Raw genomic sequence first — 15,246 nt, forward strand, 5'->3', positions numbered from 1 at the left:
AACGATTCGCATGACTGCCGCGGCTCCATGGAGCGTAAAGGGTATTGACCCGAAAGCACGGGAGGTCGCCAAGGACCTCGCCCGTCGCTCGGGCATGACCCTCGGTGAGTGGCTGAACCGGATGATCATCGAAGGCGATTCCGCCGGTTTCGATGCTCCGCCCGCCGATCCCGTTAACGATACTGGCCGTTCGAACGGCCGCGCTATTTACCTTGAGGCCGACCGCGTCGAGGCGCCGCCGCGCATCGAGGCTCCCGAGCATCCCGCCGACGAGGTGGGCCGGATGGCCACGGCGCTCGACCGTCTGACCCAGCGCATCGAGGCCGCCGAGGCCCGTTCGGCCCAGGCCATCACCGGCATCGACCAGTCGGTGCGCGGGGCTCTGCAGCGCCTGTCGAGCTCCGAACGCGAACAGATCGCCGTCGCCGCCCGCTTCGAGGGCCTGGCCGACGAGATCAAGAGCGAGCAGACCCGCAACGCCGAGCGCCTGCGTCGCGTCGAGAACGAGGCCGCCGGCCCGCGCTCGGCCGAGGCCCTGCGCGCGCTGGAAAGCGCCGTCGGCCGCGTGGCCAACCACCTGTATGAAGGCGAAAGCCGCACCCGCGAGACCCTGGCTTCGCTGGAGGCCAAGGTGGCGGCTAAAGAGGCCGCCCCGGCTTCGGCCGTGGTGGAAGAAGTCGTCGCCCGTCTTCAGGAACGCCTGGAAGCCGCCGAGGCCCGCACCGCCGAGGCGCTGCAGGCGCTGGGCGGTTCGTTCTCGGCTCTGGACAACCGCCTGTCGGCCGTCGAGGGCGACGGCGGCAGCGCCCAGAAGCGCCTCGAGGAGCTGGCCGGCAGCCTGTCGGCCAAGATGGAGGCCGCCCGCGTCGAGATGGCCGCCAAGCTGCGCGAGACGGCCGACGGCCGCTTCGACCGCATGGAGCGCAAGCTGGGCGAGATGACCGCCCACATCCAGGCCGCCGAGCAGCGCTCGGCCCAGGCCATCGAGCGCATGGGCCGCGAGGTCGTCGGCCTGGCCGACGCCTTCAACCGCCGCATCCAGACCTCGGAAGCCCGCCAGGCCAACGCCATCGAGCAGGTCGGCGGCGAGGTGGCGCGCATCGCCGCCAGCGTCGAGCACAAGCTCAATCGCAACGACAGCGTCCAGGCTCAGGCCCTGGAGAAGCTGGGCGTCGAGATCGCCCGCATCACCGAGAAGCTGGCCGAGCGCATCAGCGCCTCGGAGCGCCGCAACGCCCTGGCCATCGACGATGTCGGCGACCAGGTGGTTAGGGTTACCGACCGCCTGAACCAGCGCGCCGAGCGCAGCTCGCAGGAACTGATCGACCGCATCCGCCAGTCGGAGGAGCGCACCGTGCGCCTGCTCGACGAGGCCCGCGAGAAGATCGACACCCGCCTGGCCGACGCCCAGCGTCGCCTGGCCGAGACCCCGGCTCCCGCGCCGGCGCTGGTCCGCCAGGCTCCCGCGGCGCACTCGCCCTTCGGCGAGGACCGCTTCTCGTTCGGCGGCGAGGCCGTCAGCGAGGACGTGTTCGAGCAGCCGACCTTCCCGCAGCCGAGCTTCCCGCCGGCCGCCGCCCCCGTCCCGGCTCCGGTTCCGGCCTTCAGCGCCCCCGCCGCGTTCGAGCCCGACTTCCCGATCGAGGAGCCCGAAGCGCCCGGCTTCGCCGACGAGGACTTCGAGGCCGCCGACGGCTTCGCCGTGACCCCGCCGGTCCGCGAGCCGGCCTTCGAGGCCGACGCCTTCGATCCCGAGCCGCAGGCCGCCCCGGTCTCGACCCGCCCGATGTCGACCCGCGAGGTCATCGAGCAGGCCCGCGCCGCCGCCCGCGCCGCGGCCGCCGGCGCCGAGAGCAAGGCCAAGATCAAGCCCGCCAAGGCCGAGAAGGCTCCGGCCAAGTCGCTGTTCGCCGGTTTCGGCAAGGCTCTGCCCAAGAAGTCCAAGCGCGGCGCCTCGTCGACCCTGGTCGCGGCCCTGCTGGTCTCGGGCGGCGCCGCCGTGCTGGGCGTGGGCATGGGCGCCGCCACCCTGAAGACCGATCGCGACGGCGTCGGCGTCAACGACCGCGTGGCCAAGGCCATCGCCGGCCGCGCCTCCGACGTCGAGATCAAGTCGGCCGAAGCCGACACCACCCCGGCCCAGCCGCGCGTGGCCATGGCGGTGGTGGCCCCGGTCGCCCAGACCACGGCCGCGACCGTCACGGCGCCGACGCCGGCTCCCGCCGCCGAGCCGGCCGTGGACACCGGCGAGGCCCTGTTCGCCGACGCCGTCAGCCTGCTGGAAGCCAAGGACCGCGCCGGCATCGCCCCGCTGCGCAAGGCCGCCAACCTCGGCCTGCCCAAGGCCCAGTTCGTGCTGGCCAAGATGTACGAGATGGGCGAGGGCGGCCTGAAGAAGGATCCGACCGAGGCCCGCCGCTGGTACGAGCGCGCGGCCCAGGGCGGCGACGCCAGCGCCATGCACAATGTCGGCCTGTTCGCCTCGCGCGGCCAGGGCGGCCCGCAGAACTGGACGACGGCCGCCAACTGGTTCCGCAAGGCGGCCGAGGCCGGCCTGGTCGACAGCCAGTTCAACATGGGCCGGCTGTACGAAAAGGGCACGGGCGTCGCCCAGAACCCGGCCGAGGCCTATCGCTGGTACCTGATCGCGGCCCGCGCCGGCGACGGCGAGGCCCGCACCCAGGCGACCCGCCTGCGCGGCCAGCTGACCCCGGAAAGCCAGCGCATCGCCGAACGCTCGGCCGAGTCGTTCCGCTCGCGCCTGGCCGCCGCGCCGCGCACGACCCTGGTGGCGACGGCCGCCGCCGCGCCGTCGGCCGGCATGGCCACCGCCCAGCGCGCCCTGTCGCGCCTCGGCTACTATCAAGGTCCGCAGGACGGCGCGTCGTCGCCGGCCCTGCGCATGGCCATCCAGGCCTTCCAGCGCGACCAGAGCCTGCCGACCTCCGGCGGCCTGGACGGCGAGACCCTGAAGCGGCTCTCGGCCTACTAGGCCCGAGCGGCATCCGATCCAGACGACGCCCCCGGGACCCAGGTCCCGGGGGCGTCTTCGTTTTTACGGACCTGCCGCATCCCCGAGTGCATCCCCCAGTGCATCCCAAGTGGACCTGCGCGCCGACCTAGGTGATAGTCATCGTTTCGACGCAAACCCGCGACGGGTGAAACAATTCGACGCGCGGTCTGGTCTATCGTTGCTGTGAGTTACGCGACCGGCGGGACGCCGACGGCCGCAGACGGGGTGGGGGGATGGCTCTCGAGCCTTCCGAAGGAGTGCTGATCTTGACGACGGATCACGTGAGCGAGCGCGTGCCGGTTCCGCGCACCGTATGGGTGTTCGGCCTGGCGACCCTGGTTCCCTTCGTCGCCGCCTCGGGCCTGTTCTGTTACGGCCCCGTCTCGCAGCGCGGCCCGGCCCTGGTGGCTCTGCTGGCCTATTCGACGGCCATGCTGTCCTATCTCGGCGGCGTGCGCTGCGGGCTCGAGATCGACCATATCCGTCCGCGCTGGCTGACGCTGGCGCTGTCGCTGCTGCCGCCGCTGGCCGGGGTGGCGCTGATGCTGGGGGCCGAGCGTTTCGGCGCCGCTTGGCAGCTTTCCGGCTTCCTGTTCGTGTTCCTGCTGCAGTGGCTGTGGGACGTCACCAGCCACGAGGGTCCCGCCTGGCGTCCCCGCCTGCGCACCCTGCTGACCACCGGCGCGGCCCTGTCGCTGGCCTTCGCCCTGGAGCAGGCCCTGGCGCTGTAGAGGGCTCCGCGATGGGGGTCAGAACCCCCTCCGAGCCCCGTCCATGACGTAGTAGGCCTGTCCGTTGTCGGAGCGCGTGACCTTGCGGTTCATGATGCTGCGCCGGACGGGGTCGGTCTGGCCGTCCTTCAACAGACGAGAAGTGTCGTCGATCACTTGGGTGTAGGCGAAGGAATCGTGGCCCAAGCGTGGGTCAAGCCACGACTGCAGGGCCGAGACGTTGATCGAGGAGATGCCGGAAAGCACCGTCGGGGTCTTGCGATGCACGAGCCCGAAATTCTCGACCTCCCAGAACTTTTCCGAGATCGTGATCGCCCAGTCGCGCTCGGATACGTATGCGGTGGTGCTGCCCACGCGCGCGGTTACGTCCTGAACGCTGTTTTCCGCAATGGTCAGAGGCAGGTCCGGCGAGAACAGCACAAGCGCGTTCAGGCGTGGATTGGCCGGACAGCTGGTCGTGAAGTCTTCCAAGGTATTGAAAGTCACGTAGCTGCCCATGCTGTGAGCCAGAATCGTAATCTTGGCGCCTGGGTTGCGGCTGGCCAACTGGCAGAGCAGGCCGGCCAGCATCTTGTTCGAGGCTTCGGCTTTGAGCCGGTCAGCTCGATAGTCCGTCACCGACCCGCCCTTGCTCGGCCACATGAACAGGACCAGCGGGCCGTCGAAGCTCAGAAGCGACTTGACGGCGATCGCTGTCGACATCGCGTCGCCTGGCTTCTGGTTGAAGCCGTGGACGAAGACGATCACGTGCTTGGGATAGAGCTTGGCTTCCGCCTGGCGCTCGGCGATGTGATCAAAGAATTCGCCGGGTTTCGCGAACTGGAAATCGCGGCCGTAGCGCTTGGGCGCCACGCCGTTTTCGACGGCGGCGACCTGCTGGTAGGCGATCCCATAGGTCAGACTCCGGCTGTTGCGGTCGGAGAAGCTCTTCTGGGTGCGGTCTAGCAACTGGCGATTGGTGGCGACGAAGACGCCGAGGGTGGGATCGTCGGCGATGTGGTCGGCGATCTTCTGCAGTTGCGCCTGATGGTCGGCTTCGGTGGCGGCGGGCTTCTGCGCCCCGTCGCCCTTGGGATTGGCGTTGGCTTGGGGCTGGGGCTGACCCGACCCGCCGGCCGACGGAGGGTCCTTGACGTCAGGTGTGCAGGCGCAGAGGCCGGCCGCCAGAACAAGGCCGACGATCAAACGATACGTGGACATTTGCTCCCCCCAGAGCCGACGGCGGCAAGCGCGCCCGTCGCAGGAGCAGTACATCACATTCGGAGTGTCTGGTCATTAATCAACTTAAGGTTAAGTTGGGGGTCTCACCGCGCCGCGACCGCCTTCTGGGCCAGGGGATCGTCCAGGCAGGCCTTGGCCACGGCGTGGTTCAGCTTGGCCTTCTTCTTCTCCAGGCGGTGGCTCAGCGCCGTGCCCGCCGCCGCGCCGGCGAAGGGGACCACGACATTGCCGCCGACGCCGACGACGGCGCGGACGATACGGTGGTCGTTGTACTGTTCGGCCTCGGCCCGGGCCTTGCGGCACTTGGCGGTGTCGTAGCGCGGCTGGCTCGGGTCCAGCCTGGCGACGGTGTCGCGCGGGGCCGGATTGCTGGCGCAGGCCGACAGCGCCAGAAGCAGGGCCAGACTCGGGATTAGCGGGCGCATCGGGCGGGGTCTCCCCAAGTGGGCGTACGGGTGAATTCTCCGCGCTAACGCCGCATGAGGCGCGGACGATCCAAAGGCTTAGCTAGCGCCGGCCGACGAAGAGGAGCGCAGTTGCCCGTTCGTTTCCCCGCCGCGAAGTGTTAATCAGCGGGCCGTGAGCGCCCTTCCTTCGAGTCTTGACCTTGCCCCGGCCCTGGTGGTGCTGCCGGGCCCGCGCGCCGGCGTGGCCGACGGGATGGGCGAGGGCCGCCTGATCCGGCCGCCGGACGCCCGCGATCTCTTCGAGCACGGGCCGGTGCTGGTGGCCCACGCGGCCATGACCGCCAAGCGCCTGAACCTGCACGCGCCGTTCCGCAGCCCGGCGATCTTCGACGTGCTGGAGCTCTACGCCTTCACCCGGCCGGCGACCTTCTGCGCGCCGTCGGCCGTGGGCCTGGCCATGGCCCTGGGCCTGCCCGAGCCGCGCGGCGCGGCCGCCCAGGCCCAGACCCTGCGCGAGGCCGCCGACGCCCTGCTGCGCGAGCTGGCCCTGACGCCCCGCCCCTCGCGGGAAGAGGCCCTGGCCGTGGCCGAGACCCTGGCCCGGGCCGGCTGGGCCTGGGGCCCCGCGGTGGTCGGCGCGCTGCGCTCGGTTCCGGTCGGCAACCAGTTCCGCAGCTCCGGCCTCGACGTCTGGTCGCGGCTGGTGGAGTGGGAGGACCAGGCGCCGGTCGGCGAGCCGCTGTCGCGTCCGATCGACCCCGAAGCCGCGTCCGAACGCCTGAAGTCGCTGCTGGCCCGCGCGGGCCTGGACGAGGTGCGCGAAGCCCAGGACACCTACGCCCGCGAGACGTCCTACGCCTTCCAGCCGAGGGAGCGCGAGGGTGAACCACGCATGATGCTGGCCGAGGCCGGCACCGGCGTCGGCAAGACGCTCGGTTACCTCGCCCCCGCCAGCGTCTGGGCCGAGGCCAACGGGCCGTCGGTGTGGATCAGCACCTATACCCGCGCCCTGCAGCGCCAGATCGAGCGCGAGAGCGCCGCCATCTATCCCGACGCCCTGGTGCGCGCCCGCAAGGCCGTGGTCCGCAAGGGGCGTGAGAACTATCTGTGCCTGCTGAACCTGCAGGAGCAGGTCAACAGCGCCCAGCTGGGCAATGGCGACCTCGTGGGCCTGGCCCTGGCCGCGCGCTGGTCGCGGGTCAGCCGCGACGGCGACATGACCGGCGGCGACTATCCGGCCTGGCTGCCGACGCTGTTCTCCGTGCCGCCGTCTGCTCAAGCCAGCGCCGCCAACCTGGTCGATCGCCGGGGCGAGTGCATCCACGCCGGCTGCCAGCACTATCGCGTCTGCTTCATCGAGAAGGCCGTGCGGGCCTCCAAGCGCGCCGACCTGGTGATCGCCAACCACGCCCTGGTCATGACCCAGGCGGCCTTCGACGGCGCCCGGGCGGCGCGCGGGCTGAAGGGCGACAACGAGACCACGGCGGTCAAGCGGGTGGTGTTCGACGAGGGCCACCACCTGTTCGACGCCGCCGACAGCGCCTTCTCCGCCGCGCTCTCCGGCGCCGAGGCCGCCGAGCTGCGCCGCTGGATCCGGGGCCCGGAAGGGCGCGGGCGGCGGGGCAGGGGGCTGGAGGCCCGGCTGCTCGACATCCTGGGCGACAAGGAAAGCGCCCGCCAGGCTCTGAGCGCCGTGATCCAGGCCGCCACCGCCCTGCCGGGCGAGGGCTGGTCGGGGCGGATCGCGCCGCCGGACGGCCAGGTCAATCCGATCGGGCCAATCGAGAACTATCTCGTGGCGGTCATCGAGCAGCTGCGCGCCCGCTCCAGCGAGCGCGGCACGCCCGAGCAGGGCATGCAGTGCGCCGCCCGCCCGGCCGTCGAACTGGTGCGCGAGCGGGCCGGCGAGGCCGCCCGCGCCCTGGCCGGGATCGAGGCCCCGCTGCTGGCCCTGGCCCGCCAGCTGGAAGACGTGCTCGACGAGGACGCCGAGCACCTGGGGCCGTCCGAACGCGCCCGCATCGAAGGCGCGCTGCGGGGCCTGGACCGCCGCGCGCGCATGACCCTGCCGGCCTGGCGCTCGATCCTCAAGGCCATCGACGAGGACGCTGAGGACGACCCCGACTTCGTCGACTGGTTCGAGGCGACCTTCCTCTATGGCCGCGTCGTCGACGCCGCCTGCCGCCGCCACTGGGTGGATCCGACCGAGCCCCTGCGCGCGGCGGTGCTTTCCCCCGCCCATGGCGTGCTGGTGACCAGCGCCACCCTGGTCGATCCGGCGCTCGAAGACCCGTTCGCCCTGGCCGAGATGCGCACCGGCGCGGCCCGCCTGCCGCAGCCGCCCAAGGTGCTGCGCCTGGTCTCGCCCTTCGACTACGAGAAGAACGCCCGCGCCTTCGTCGTCACCGACGTCAACAAGGAGGATGCGCGGCAGGTCTCGGCCGCCATGCGCGAGCTCTTCCTGGCGGCCAATGGCGGGGCGCTGGGTCTGTTCACCGCCATCCGCCGGCTCAAGGCCGTGCACGAGCGCATCGCCGCGCCGCTGGCCGACAAGGGCCTGCCGCTCTACGCCCAGCACGTCGATCCGCTGGAAGCCGGGGCCCTGGTCGACATCTTCCGGGCCGAGGAGGACGCGTGCCTGCTGGGCACGGACGCGATCAGGGATGGCGTGGACGTGCCGGGGCGGTCCCTGCGCCTGCTGGTCTTCGACCGCGTGCCGTGGCCGCGTCCGGACATCCTGCACAAGGCGAGGCGGACCAAGTTCGGCGGCAAGGGCTATGACGATTCCATCGCCCGCGCCCGCATCAGCCAGGCCTTCGGTCGTCTGATCCGCCGGGCTGACGATCGCGGCGTCTTCGTCATGCTGGATGCGGCCGCCCCCACCAGGCTCTTTTCAAGCCTGCCCGAAGGGGTGACGATAGAGAGACTCACGCTCGTCGAAGTCATTGAAGCGACGGCCGCATTTCTGTCCGAAGCGCGGGATTAAAGGCGGCGTGATGATCCTCCTGGGGGGAGGATATCAGGAGGATGAAGTTGCGGTTTCCGATCGGGGCGACGGCCCTGCTGCTCGCCGGCGTGATGGCCGGCTCCGCGTCCGCGCAGGAGTTCGTGCGCGGCGATTGCCTGAACGTGGTCCAGCCCACCCGCAGCCTGCGGTTCGAGAACGACGAGCACGCCCGCTGGTACAAGCGCTTCTGGACGGGCAACTGCCAGGATCTGTCGCTGTGCTTCCCCGGCTCGCCCAACTGGAACGACATCGTCACCAAGCTGATCAACAAGGGCGGCGCGTCCGAGAAGCCGGCCTTGCTGCCCAAGGCCTGCAAGCTGGGCCAGATGATCGGCATGGAATGGGCCCGCGACCGCAAGATCAAGCGGATCAGCACCCAGGACCTCAAGCGCTTCTCCAACATCCTCGACGACGCCGGCGACCCGCTGAAGGGCGTCGAGGCGGTCGAGGTCAAGGCGCGGGCGCTGCTGGCCAAGCCCCAGGGGTAAGCTCGCAGCCGCGCTAGCCTCCGAACCGTCGTATTGACGACTCCCGACCGTCGAATTTGTGCAATCGAGCGGGTATAGAGAGGCCGTGGGGAGAAGAGCAGCGAAGGGAGCGATCCTATGGCCGTGACCACCACCGATCTCGCCATCGACGACAAGGCCGCGCCCAGCGAGGTCCGGTCTTCCCGCGCCCTGGTTCAGGCGGTGCGCTGGCGCAGCGGTCTCTCGCAGGCCGAATTCTCCCGCGCCTTCGCCATTCCGCTGCCGACCCTGAGCGAGCTGGAGCACGGCGAGGCCCGCCCCGACGCGGCCATGCTGGCCTATCTGCGGGTCATCGACCACGCGCCCGAGGTGGTGCGCGAGGCGCTGACGCGGGCGGGGCTTTAGGGGCGGGCCGCCTCCACAGCGCCTACCAAATCATCTCGTCATTCCCGCCCTTGTGGCGGGAACCCCTGGTTCCGCTCACACGTGAGGTGCAAGCGACGTGCTCGGCACGTCGTCCCGTCCGCACCTGCGGCCGATAGAGGGTTTCCCGCCACAAGGGCGGGAATGACGGGATGGAGTGGTGAGGGGAGAGGGGAAGCCCTACTTCCCTCGCTTCTGCGCGAACAGCCATTCGCGCCAGGCCGCATCGTGCATCATGTCGGGCGGCACGACGTGGGCCATGCCTCGGTAGGAGACGAAGCGCACCGCGCCGCCGGCGTCGGCCAGGGCGGCGGCCCAGGCCAGGTCCGGGGCGTAGGGGTTCTCGCGGTCCTTGTCGCCGTGGACGATCAGCACCGGGGTCGGGGCGACCTTGGCCGCGCGGGCGCGCTCGGGCGGCACGCCGGAGAAGGCGACCACGGCCGCGAACTTGCCCGGCTGCGTGGCCGCGGCGTTCATCGCCGCCGAACCGCCCATCGAGAAGCCGACGAGGTAGATGCGGTCGGTGTCGATCGGCAGACGGGTCGTCAGATCGTCGATCAGGGCCAGTATGGCCGGCAGGCTGGCGCCCGGGCGCGAGGCCAGCAGATGGTCGGCGCCCTTGGCGTAGTCGGCCGTCCGGGTCGGGGCCTGGGGGACGAGCACGAAGGCCGGGAAGGCCTTGGCCGTCTCGGGGCGGGCCCAGCTGCGGGCGAAGGCGCCCATCTGGGCCTTGTTGTCGTCGCCCACAGCGCCCGAGCCGTGCAGCACCACGACCAGCGGCAGGCGCTCCTTGGTGTTGGGCGACAGCAGGCGATAGGGCAGGCGCACGCCGTCCGGAGCGGTGAAGTCGGCGGCGGCGAAGGCCTCCACTGGCGGCAGGTCGACCGGCGCGGGCAGGGGCGTGGTCGCGTAGCTGCGGGTCTCGACGGCCAGGCTCGGCGTGGGACCCGGCGCGCGTGTCGGCGTGGCGGCGCAGGCGCCGAGCAGGAGACAGGCGAGCAGCGGAAGCGACTTTTGCATCTGGTTTGCATAGCGCGCTTCGCGGCGATTGTCTGGTGGTCGACGTTCGCCTGTTTCTGGCCTGGCCTGTTTCTAGATCGAGGAGCAACCCTCACCTTGGTCGGCGGGTTTACTTCCCGACGCCCCTTGAGGCGAAGAACGGGAGAAGCCGATCATGATCGGTCACAAGCATCATCAGGAAGACGGCCGCCACTTCACGCACGGCACGGCGTCCAGCACCGCCGACGCGGCTTCGGAGGCCAAGCTGAAGCCCGAGGACCGTCATATCGAGGCGCCGCATGCCAAGCTGGCCGAAAAGCCGCTGGCCGAGGGCGAGAAGCACGACCAGTTGGCCGAGAAGGTCGAGTGCTCGGAAAGCCGTCAGGAGGCCCTGCTCGACGAGGGCCTGGAAGAGAGCTTCCCGGGAAGCGACCCGGTCAGCGTCAAGCGGATCACCTGATCCGCTAGAGCCTCAGGCCCCGCGCGGGAACCGCGCGGTGGCGCGGGCGGCGAAGCCGCCGCGGGCGCTCTCGGCTTCGGCCGATTCCGCGGCGGGCATGACCACGCTGCCGCGACGACGGCGGCGACGGTTCTTCTGGGCCGAGATGTCGGCGAAATCCATGGCCCCGCGCTCGCGGGCGTCGCGGCGCACGGCCTCGATGTGGCTGGCGAGATAGACTACCGCCACGCCGACGGCGTCGGCCGCCAGGTCGGTGACGCTGGCGCTGCGGTGGGCGAAGAACTGGGCGACCTCGATGCTGGCGCCCAGCAGGATCGCGGCGACCGCCAGGTCGTTGCGGCGCATGCGCGGGAAGGCCAGGAACGACACCGCCGTCAGCCCGCCGAAGGCCAGGGCGTGGGCGGCCTTGTCGCTGAGGCCGAACACCTGCTCCAGGCCCTGGTACGGGCCCAGCATCAGGGTCACGGCGGTCCCCGCGCCGACGAACAGAACGGCCTTGGCGGCGGTCACGACATGGTTGGGCGTCAGCATGGACTCGGCTCGCGGTGGAGACCTGAGTCCTAAGGCCGCATGCCTCGCAAACCGTGAAGGAACACGGTCAACGGAAGATGACTATTTCGGCTTGGCGGCCTTGGCCGCATCGGTCTTTGCCTTGTCGCTGGCGTCCTTGGCCGTCTTCCAGGCGTGGTAGGCCTCCAGATAGGGCTGGCGTCGCAGGACCTTCGAGCCTGGATCGACGATCACCGGAACCGCGCCCGCCACCCGCACACGGCCCGTTCCGTCGGCCATCGGGAGAGTGACCGTCTTGTCGCCGACCTTGACCTCGACCGGCATCGGGAAGCGCCCGGCGGGCGTCTTCCAGGCCAGCACCAGATCGTCGCCCTCGCGGGTTTCGACCAGGTCCGGCAGTTGCGCGTGGCGCAGATAGGCGTCGAAGAACCAGCCGTAGTCGGCGCCGGTCGCGTCGTTCACCGCCTTGATGAAATCGCCGGTCACCGCGTAGCGCGGCGCGAAGTTGCCGGGCTTCGGGTCCGGGCGGCCATAGACCAGCACCCGGGTGGCCTGGAAGAAGGCCTTGTCGCCGATCAGGCCGCGCAGCGTGTGCAGCATGTTGGCGCCCTTGTAGTAGATGTCCGTCCCTGGCCCGACCTTGGCGTCGTAGACGGCCTCTTCCTCCATCGGCTTGCCCGAGACGATCGGGAACTTGTTGAAGGTCTTCACCCGCATCTCGTTCAGGCGGACCATGTATTCCATGTCGCCGTGCAGCCACTGCGAATAGAGCGGCTGCATGTAGGTGCCAAAGGCCTCGTGCAGCCACATGTCGTCCCAGTCGACATTGGTCATCTGGTTGCCGAACCACTCGTGCGACAGCTCGTGGTGCAGCAGCCAGTCGAAGCCGTAGATTTCCTGGGCGTAGCCGGCGCCGTAGGCGTTCAGGGTCTGGTGCTCCATGCCCAGGTGCGGGGTCTCGACCGCGCCCATCTTCTCGCTACGGAACGGGTAGGGGCCGATCATCCCTTCGTAGAAGTCGAGCATCGGGGCGAACTGGGAGAACAGGCCGCGGGCTTTGGCCTCGTTGCCCTCGACCGTCCAGAACTCGATCGGGAAGCTGTCGCCGAAGCGGCTCTTGTAGGTGTCCTTCAGCTGGACATAGGGGCCGATGTTGAGGGCGACGGCGTAGGTGTTGGGGGTCTTGATGCGCCAGTGGAAGGTGCGCTTGCCGGCCTCTTCCCTGATGTCGACCAGCACCCCGCCCGACGGCGCCGACAGCGGGGCGGGCACGGTGACGCGCAGGTCGACGAGGTCGGGCTCGCCGGTCGGATGGTCGATGCACGGCCAGAAGAGATCGCAGCCCTCGCCCTGCACGGCGGTGGCGATCCACGGGCGGCCGTCGGGCGTCTTGGCCCAGACGAAGCCGCCGTCCCACGGCGCGCGCTTGGCCTCCACGGGAACGCCGCCATAGCGGATGCGCACGGCGACCGGGTGGCCGGCGACGATCGGCGCCGGCGGGGTGATGGTCAGGCGGCCGTCGGGATTGCGCCAGGCCGAGGCCGGCAGGGCGCGGCCGTCCAGCGACACCGCCGACACCGGCAGTTCGCGGTCCAGGTCGAGGACGATGGCGGGCAGGTCGCGATCGGCGCGCAGGGCCAGCACGGCCTCGCCGGCGATGGCCTTGCGCTCGGGGAAGACCTCGATGGAGAGGTCGACATGTTCGATGCGAACGCCGGCCTGGTCGGGCTTCAGCGCCCCGCCGGTGGCCAGGGTCTGGGCGGTGGGCGGCGCGCGAAGCGGCTTCACGGCCTTGGACGGCTTGGCGGCGGGCGCGGCGGCGATCAGCAGCGGCAGGGCGGCGACGAGGGCGGCGGCCCGGACGGTCGTGATGGGCAAGGCGACTCCCCGCGATGGACAGGGTCCATCGGTAGGGGAGGCGGGCGCGAAGGCCAAGCCATTGAATCCCTCTCTCTTTGAGAGAGGGAGGGGCCCGCCGCGAAGCGGTGGGAGGGTGAGAGGTAACAAACTTTCCGAACGAAGCGCTGGTCCGTCGGCGCGGGCCGTCAGCTATGGGGCGAGAGGTTTTCCGGCCAGCGGTGAAACCTCTCACCCTCCCACGCCTTTCGGCGTGGGCCCCTCCCTCTCTCTCAGAGAGAGGGGTCTTTCAGATCTTCTCGCTGAGCTTGATGGCCACCTTGCAGCCGGTCTGGATGACGGCGCTGAGCAGGGGATAGGCCGGGGCCTCGTGGGCGCCTTCCTCGATGGCCAGGTCGCGGTGCATCAACTCGTCGTCGCGGAACTTGGAGAGCTCGGCGGCCAGGGCCGGGTCGCGGTCCTTCAGCTCCTCGATCTGGCCGGCGTAGTGCTTCTCGATCACCGACTCGACGGCCTCGGTGCAGGCGTGGGCGGCCTTGTCGCCGATCAGGGCGGTGCCGGCGCCCAGGGTGAAGGCCGCCAGCCGCCACAGGGGCGACATCAGGGTGGGGCGCACCTTGCGCTCGGCCAGCAGTTCGTCGAAGCGCGACAGGTGGACCTGCTCGTGGCCCTCCATTTCCTTCAGCTGCTCGGCGATGCGTTCGCGGCCGCGGGCGTGCTTCATGACGGCCTGCTGGCCGCGATAGATGTGCACGGCGGCCAGTTCGCCGGCCTGGTCGACGCGCAGGATCTCGGCCAGGCGGGCGGCCTGGGCGCCGCGGCCGGGACGCGGCGGGACGGCTTTCTGCTCGGCGGCGCTCATGTTCAGGCCTCCTGCTTGCGAAGGGCGGCGAAGGCCGAGACGACGGCCAGGCCCAGCGAGACGAGGGCGTTCCAGCCGGCCATCGACAGGCCCAGGAACACCCAGGCGGCCTTGTCGCACATCGGGGCGGCGATCTTGGCGCCCTTGAGCATGGCCACCAGGTCGTCGGAGGTGGCCAGGCCGCCGCCGGTGCAGGTGGTGGGGCCGGGCCACCACTTCCATTCGACCCCGGCGTGGAAGGCCGCCAGGCCCGCGCCGTAGAGGAAGATCGCGCCCAGCAGCCACAGGGCCGGCGCGCGCAGGCGCGGCCAAAGGGCGGTGCGCTGCAGGATCGCGGCGATCAGGCCGACGGTTCCGGCGACCCAGTAGACCTCGCGCTGCTTGAGACACAGGTGGCAGGGCGCCAGGCCCCCGAAGGTCTCGAAGGCGTGGGCCGCGCCCAGCATGATGGCGCTGGCGGCCAGGGCCAGGACCGGCCAGTGCCGGGCGACCCAGTCCAGCGGCGGGCGCTTGGGAACGAGAGGGCCGGCCTGGATCATCGGGGTGTCGGTGGTCATCCGGCGCACGCGCCTCCGCTGCTTCCCCCCAGGAAATGGCTCGCGCCGAGACCGATGACAAGGAGCAGGATCAAACCGCCGGCCACCAGGGCCAGGCGACGCTCGATCACCGGCAGCAGGGTGGGGCCGAACTTCTTGACGACAAAGGCGACCAGGAAGAACCGTCCGGCGCGGGTCGCGGTGCAGGCCGCCACGAAGATCGGGAAGCTGAAGTGCAGCAGGCCCGAGGTGATCGTAACCAGCTTGAACGGGATCGGGGTGAAGCCCTTGGCGATGATCACCCAGGAGCCCCACTGATTGTACCAGCACTCGGCGTCGGCCAGGGCGGTCGGCTTGCCCAGCATCGCCAGCAGTTGCTGCGCGCCGGCCGTGAAGAAGAAGCCGATGCCGTAGCCGACGATGCCGCCGAGCACCGAGGCCAGGGTGCAGAGGGCGGCGTAGCGCCAGGCGCGGTCGGGCCGGGCCAGCACCATCGGGGCCAGCATGATGTCCGGCGGAACGGGGAAGAACGAGCTTTCGGCGAAGGAGACGGCGAACAGGCTGGTAGGGGCGTGGCGCGAGGCGGCGAGGCCCATGACCCAGTCGTAGAGGCGGCGCAGCATGCGGACTCCCATTTGCGGAACGCGCCGTTGCTAGCAGGGGGCGGGGCGCTTGTCCCGGCCGATGCGCCGGTGTGTTGCGGTTCTTTTCAAGGCGATGCGAAGGCGGGCGCGAAGGGGCGTTCCAGATACG

Annotated in this window: 14 protein-coding genes; 6 read left to right on the forward strand and 8 right to left on the reverse strand. The window is 70.4% G+C overall.

Features of this window, described 5'->3' with window-relative positions; genetic code table 11:
* Positions 1-10: 10 nt before the first annotated feature.
* The gene (locus AC1RRS_RS21560) at positions 11-2,992 is read left to right on the forward strand and encodes a peptidoglycan-binding protein (protein WP_492856945.1); all 2,982 of its coding nucleotides are present in this window, start codon (positions 11-13) and stop codon (positions 2,990-2,992) included.
* A gap of 287 nt (positions 2,993-3,279) precedes the next feature.
* The gene (locus AC1RRS_RS21565) at positions 3,280-3,744 is read left to right on the forward strand and encodes a DUF3429 domain-containing protein (RefSeq protein ID WP_233248228.1); all 465 of its coding nucleotides are present in this window, start codon (positions 3,280-3,282) and stop codon (positions 3,742-3,744) included.
* A gap of 18 nt (positions 3,745-3,762) precedes the next feature.
* On the opposite strand, the gene AC1RRS_RS21570 is transcribed toward AC1RRS_RS21565, so the two are convergent.
* Both AC1RRS_RS21570 and AC1RRS_RS21575 read right to left on the reverse strand, forming a co-directional pair.
* Positions 3,763-4,944: an alpha/beta hydrolase gene (locus AC1RRS_RS21570; RefSeq protein ID WP_492856946.1), complete on the reverse strand. Its 1,182-nt coding sequence runs from the start codon at positions 4,942-4,944 to the stop codon at positions 3,763-3,765.
* 104 nt (positions 4,945-5,048) lie between these two features.
* Positions 5,049-5,390, reverse strand: a complete 342-nt coding sequence (locus AC1RRS_RS21575) for a hypothetical protein (RefSeq protein WP_492856947.1) — start codon at positions 5,388-5,390, stop codon at positions 5,049-5,051.
* A gap of 235 nt (positions 5,391-5,625) precedes the next feature.
* On the opposite strand from AC1RRS_RS21575, the gene AC1RRS_RS21580 reads away from it, so the two are divergent.
* The 3 genes from AC1RRS_RS21580 (at position 5,626) to AC1RRS_RS21590 (ending at position 9,251) form a co-directional block, all read left to right on the forward strand.
* Positions 5,626-8,358 carry an ATP-dependent DNA helicase gene (locus tag AC1RRS_RS21580; RefSeq protein ID WP_492857013.1) on the forward strand — a complete coding sequence of 911 codons (2,733 nt, stop codon included), beginning with the start codon at positions 5,626-5,628 and terminating at the stop codon, positions 8,356-8,358.
* A 41-nt stretch (positions 8,359-8,399) separates the two neighbouring features.
* A complete protein-coding gene (locus tag AC1RRS_RS21585) occupies positions 8,400-8,867 on the forward strand; it encodes a hypothetical protein (RefSeq protein ID WP_110119340.1) in 468 nt (155 codons plus the stop codon).
* Between the two features lie 117 nt (positions 8,868-8,984).
* On the forward strand, positions 8,985-9,251 hold the full coding sequence (locus AC1RRS_RS21590) for a helix-turn-helix domain-containing protein (RefSeq protein WP_487290974.1): 267 nt from the start codon (positions 8,985-8,987) through the stop codon (positions 9,249-9,251).
* A gap of 198 nt (positions 9,252-9,449) precedes the next feature.
* On the opposite strand, the gene AC1RRS_RS21595 is transcribed toward AC1RRS_RS21590, so the two are convergent.
* On the reverse strand, positions 9,450-10,289 hold the full coding sequence (locus AC1RRS_RS21595) for a carboxylesterase family protein (RefSeq protein ID WP_492856948.1): 840 nt from the start codon (positions 10,287-10,289) through the stop codon (positions 9,450-9,452).
* A 154-nt stretch (positions 10,290-10,443) separates the two neighbouring features.
* On the opposite strand from AC1RRS_RS21595, the gene AC1RRS_RS21600 reads away from it, so the two are divergent.
* A complete protein-coding gene (locus tag AC1RRS_RS21600; protein ID WP_110119337.1) occupies positions 10,444-10,728 on the forward strand; it encodes a hypothetical protein in 285 nt (94 codons plus the stop codon).
* Between the two features lie 12 nt (positions 10,729-10,740).
* On the opposite strand, the gene AC1RRS_RS21605 is transcribed toward AC1RRS_RS21600, so the two are convergent.
* The 5 genes from AC1RRS_RS21605 to AC1RRS_RS21625 form a co-directional block, all read right to left on the reverse strand.
* Positions 10,741-11,259 (reverse strand): VanZ family protein, encoded by a 519-nt coding sequence (locus tag AC1RRS_RS21605; RefSeq protein WP_492856949.1) that lies wholly within the window; start codon positions 11,257-11,259, stop codon positions 10,741-10,743.
* 81 nt (positions 11,260-11,340) lie between these two features.
* Positions 11,341-13,116, reverse strand: coding sequence for a M1 family metallopeptidase (locus tag AC1RRS_RS21610; protein WP_492856950.1), 1,776 nt, complete (start codon positions 13,114-13,116; stop codon positions 11,341-11,343).
* 268 nt (positions 13,117-13,384) lie between these two features.
* Positions 13,385-13,957, reverse strand: a complete 573-nt coding sequence (locus tag AC1RRS_RS21615; protein ID WP_492856951.1) for a demethoxyubiquinone hydroxylase family protein — start codon at positions 13,955-13,957, stop codon at positions 13,385-13,387.
* A gap of 2 nt (positions 13,958-13,959) precedes the next feature.
* The gene (locus tag AC1RRS_RS21620; RefSeq protein ID WP_492856952.1) at positions 13,960-14,514 is read right to left on the reverse strand and encodes a disulfide bond formation protein B; all 555 of its coding nucleotides are present in this window, start codon (positions 14,512-14,514) and stop codon (positions 13,960-13,962) included.
* Complete coding sequence (locus tag AC1RRS_RS21625) at positions 14,511-15,116, reverse strand: YqaA family protein (RefSeq protein WP_110119330.1); 606 nt, start codon at positions 15,114-15,116, stop codon at positions 14,511-14,513. Before AC1RRS_RS21625 ends, AC1RRS_RS21620 begins: the two co-directional genes overlap by 4 nt.
* Between the last annotated feature and the right edge of the window lie 130 nt (positions 15,117-15,246).

This window comes from Caulobacter sp. GW821-FHT12A07 (assembly GCF_058807655.1).

Coding starts and splice junctions, on each gene's coding strand:
- AC1RRS_RS21560 (WP_492856945.1), top strand. CDS start 11: ATGACTGCCGCGGCTCCATGGAGCGTAAAGGGTATTGACCCGAAAGCA.
- AC1RRS_RS21570 (WP_492856946.1), bottom strand. CDS start 4,944: ATGTCCACGTATCGTTTGATCGTCGGCCTTGTTCTGGCGGCCGGCCTC.
- AC1RRS_RS21575 (WP_492856947.1), bottom strand. CDS start 5,390: ATGCGCCCGCTAATCCCGAGTCTGGCCCTGCTTCTGGCGCTGTCGGCC.
- AC1RRS_RS21580 (WP_492857013.1), top strand. CDS start 5,626: ATGGGCGAGGGCCGCCTGATCCGGCCGCCGGACGCCCGCGATCTCTTC.
- AC1RRS_RS21585 (WP_110119340.1), top strand. CDS start 8,400: ATGAAGTTGCGGTTTCCGATCGGGGCGACGGCCCTGCTGCTCGCCGGC.
- AC1RRS_RS21590 (WP_487290974.1), top strand. CDS start 8,985: ATGGCCGTGACCACCACCGATCTCGCCATCGACGACAAGGCCGCGCCC.
- AC1RRS_RS21595 (WP_492856948.1), bottom strand. CDS start 10,289: ATGCAAAAGTCGCTTCCGCTGCTCGCCTGTCTCCTGCTCGGCGCCTGC.
- AC1RRS_RS21600 (WP_110119337.1), top strand. CDS start 10,444: ATGATCGGTCACAAGCATCATCAGGAAGACGGCCGCCACTTCACGCAC.
- AC1RRS_RS21605 (WP_492856949.1), bottom strand. CDS start 11,259: ATGCTGACGCCCAACCATGTCGTGACCGCCGCCAAGGCCGTTCTGTTC.
- AC1RRS_RS21615 (WP_492856951.1), bottom strand. CDS start 13,957: ATGAGCGCCGCCGAGCAGAAAGCCGTCCCGCCGCGTCCCGGCCGCGGC.
- AC1RRS_RS21620 (WP_492856952.1), bottom strand. CDS start 14,514: ATGACCACCGACACCCCGATGATCCAGGCCGGCCCTCTCGTTCCCAAG.
- AC1RRS_RS21625 (WP_110119330.1), bottom strand. CDS start 15,116: ATGCTGCGCCGCCTCTACGACTGGGTCATGGGCCTCGCCGCCTCGCGC.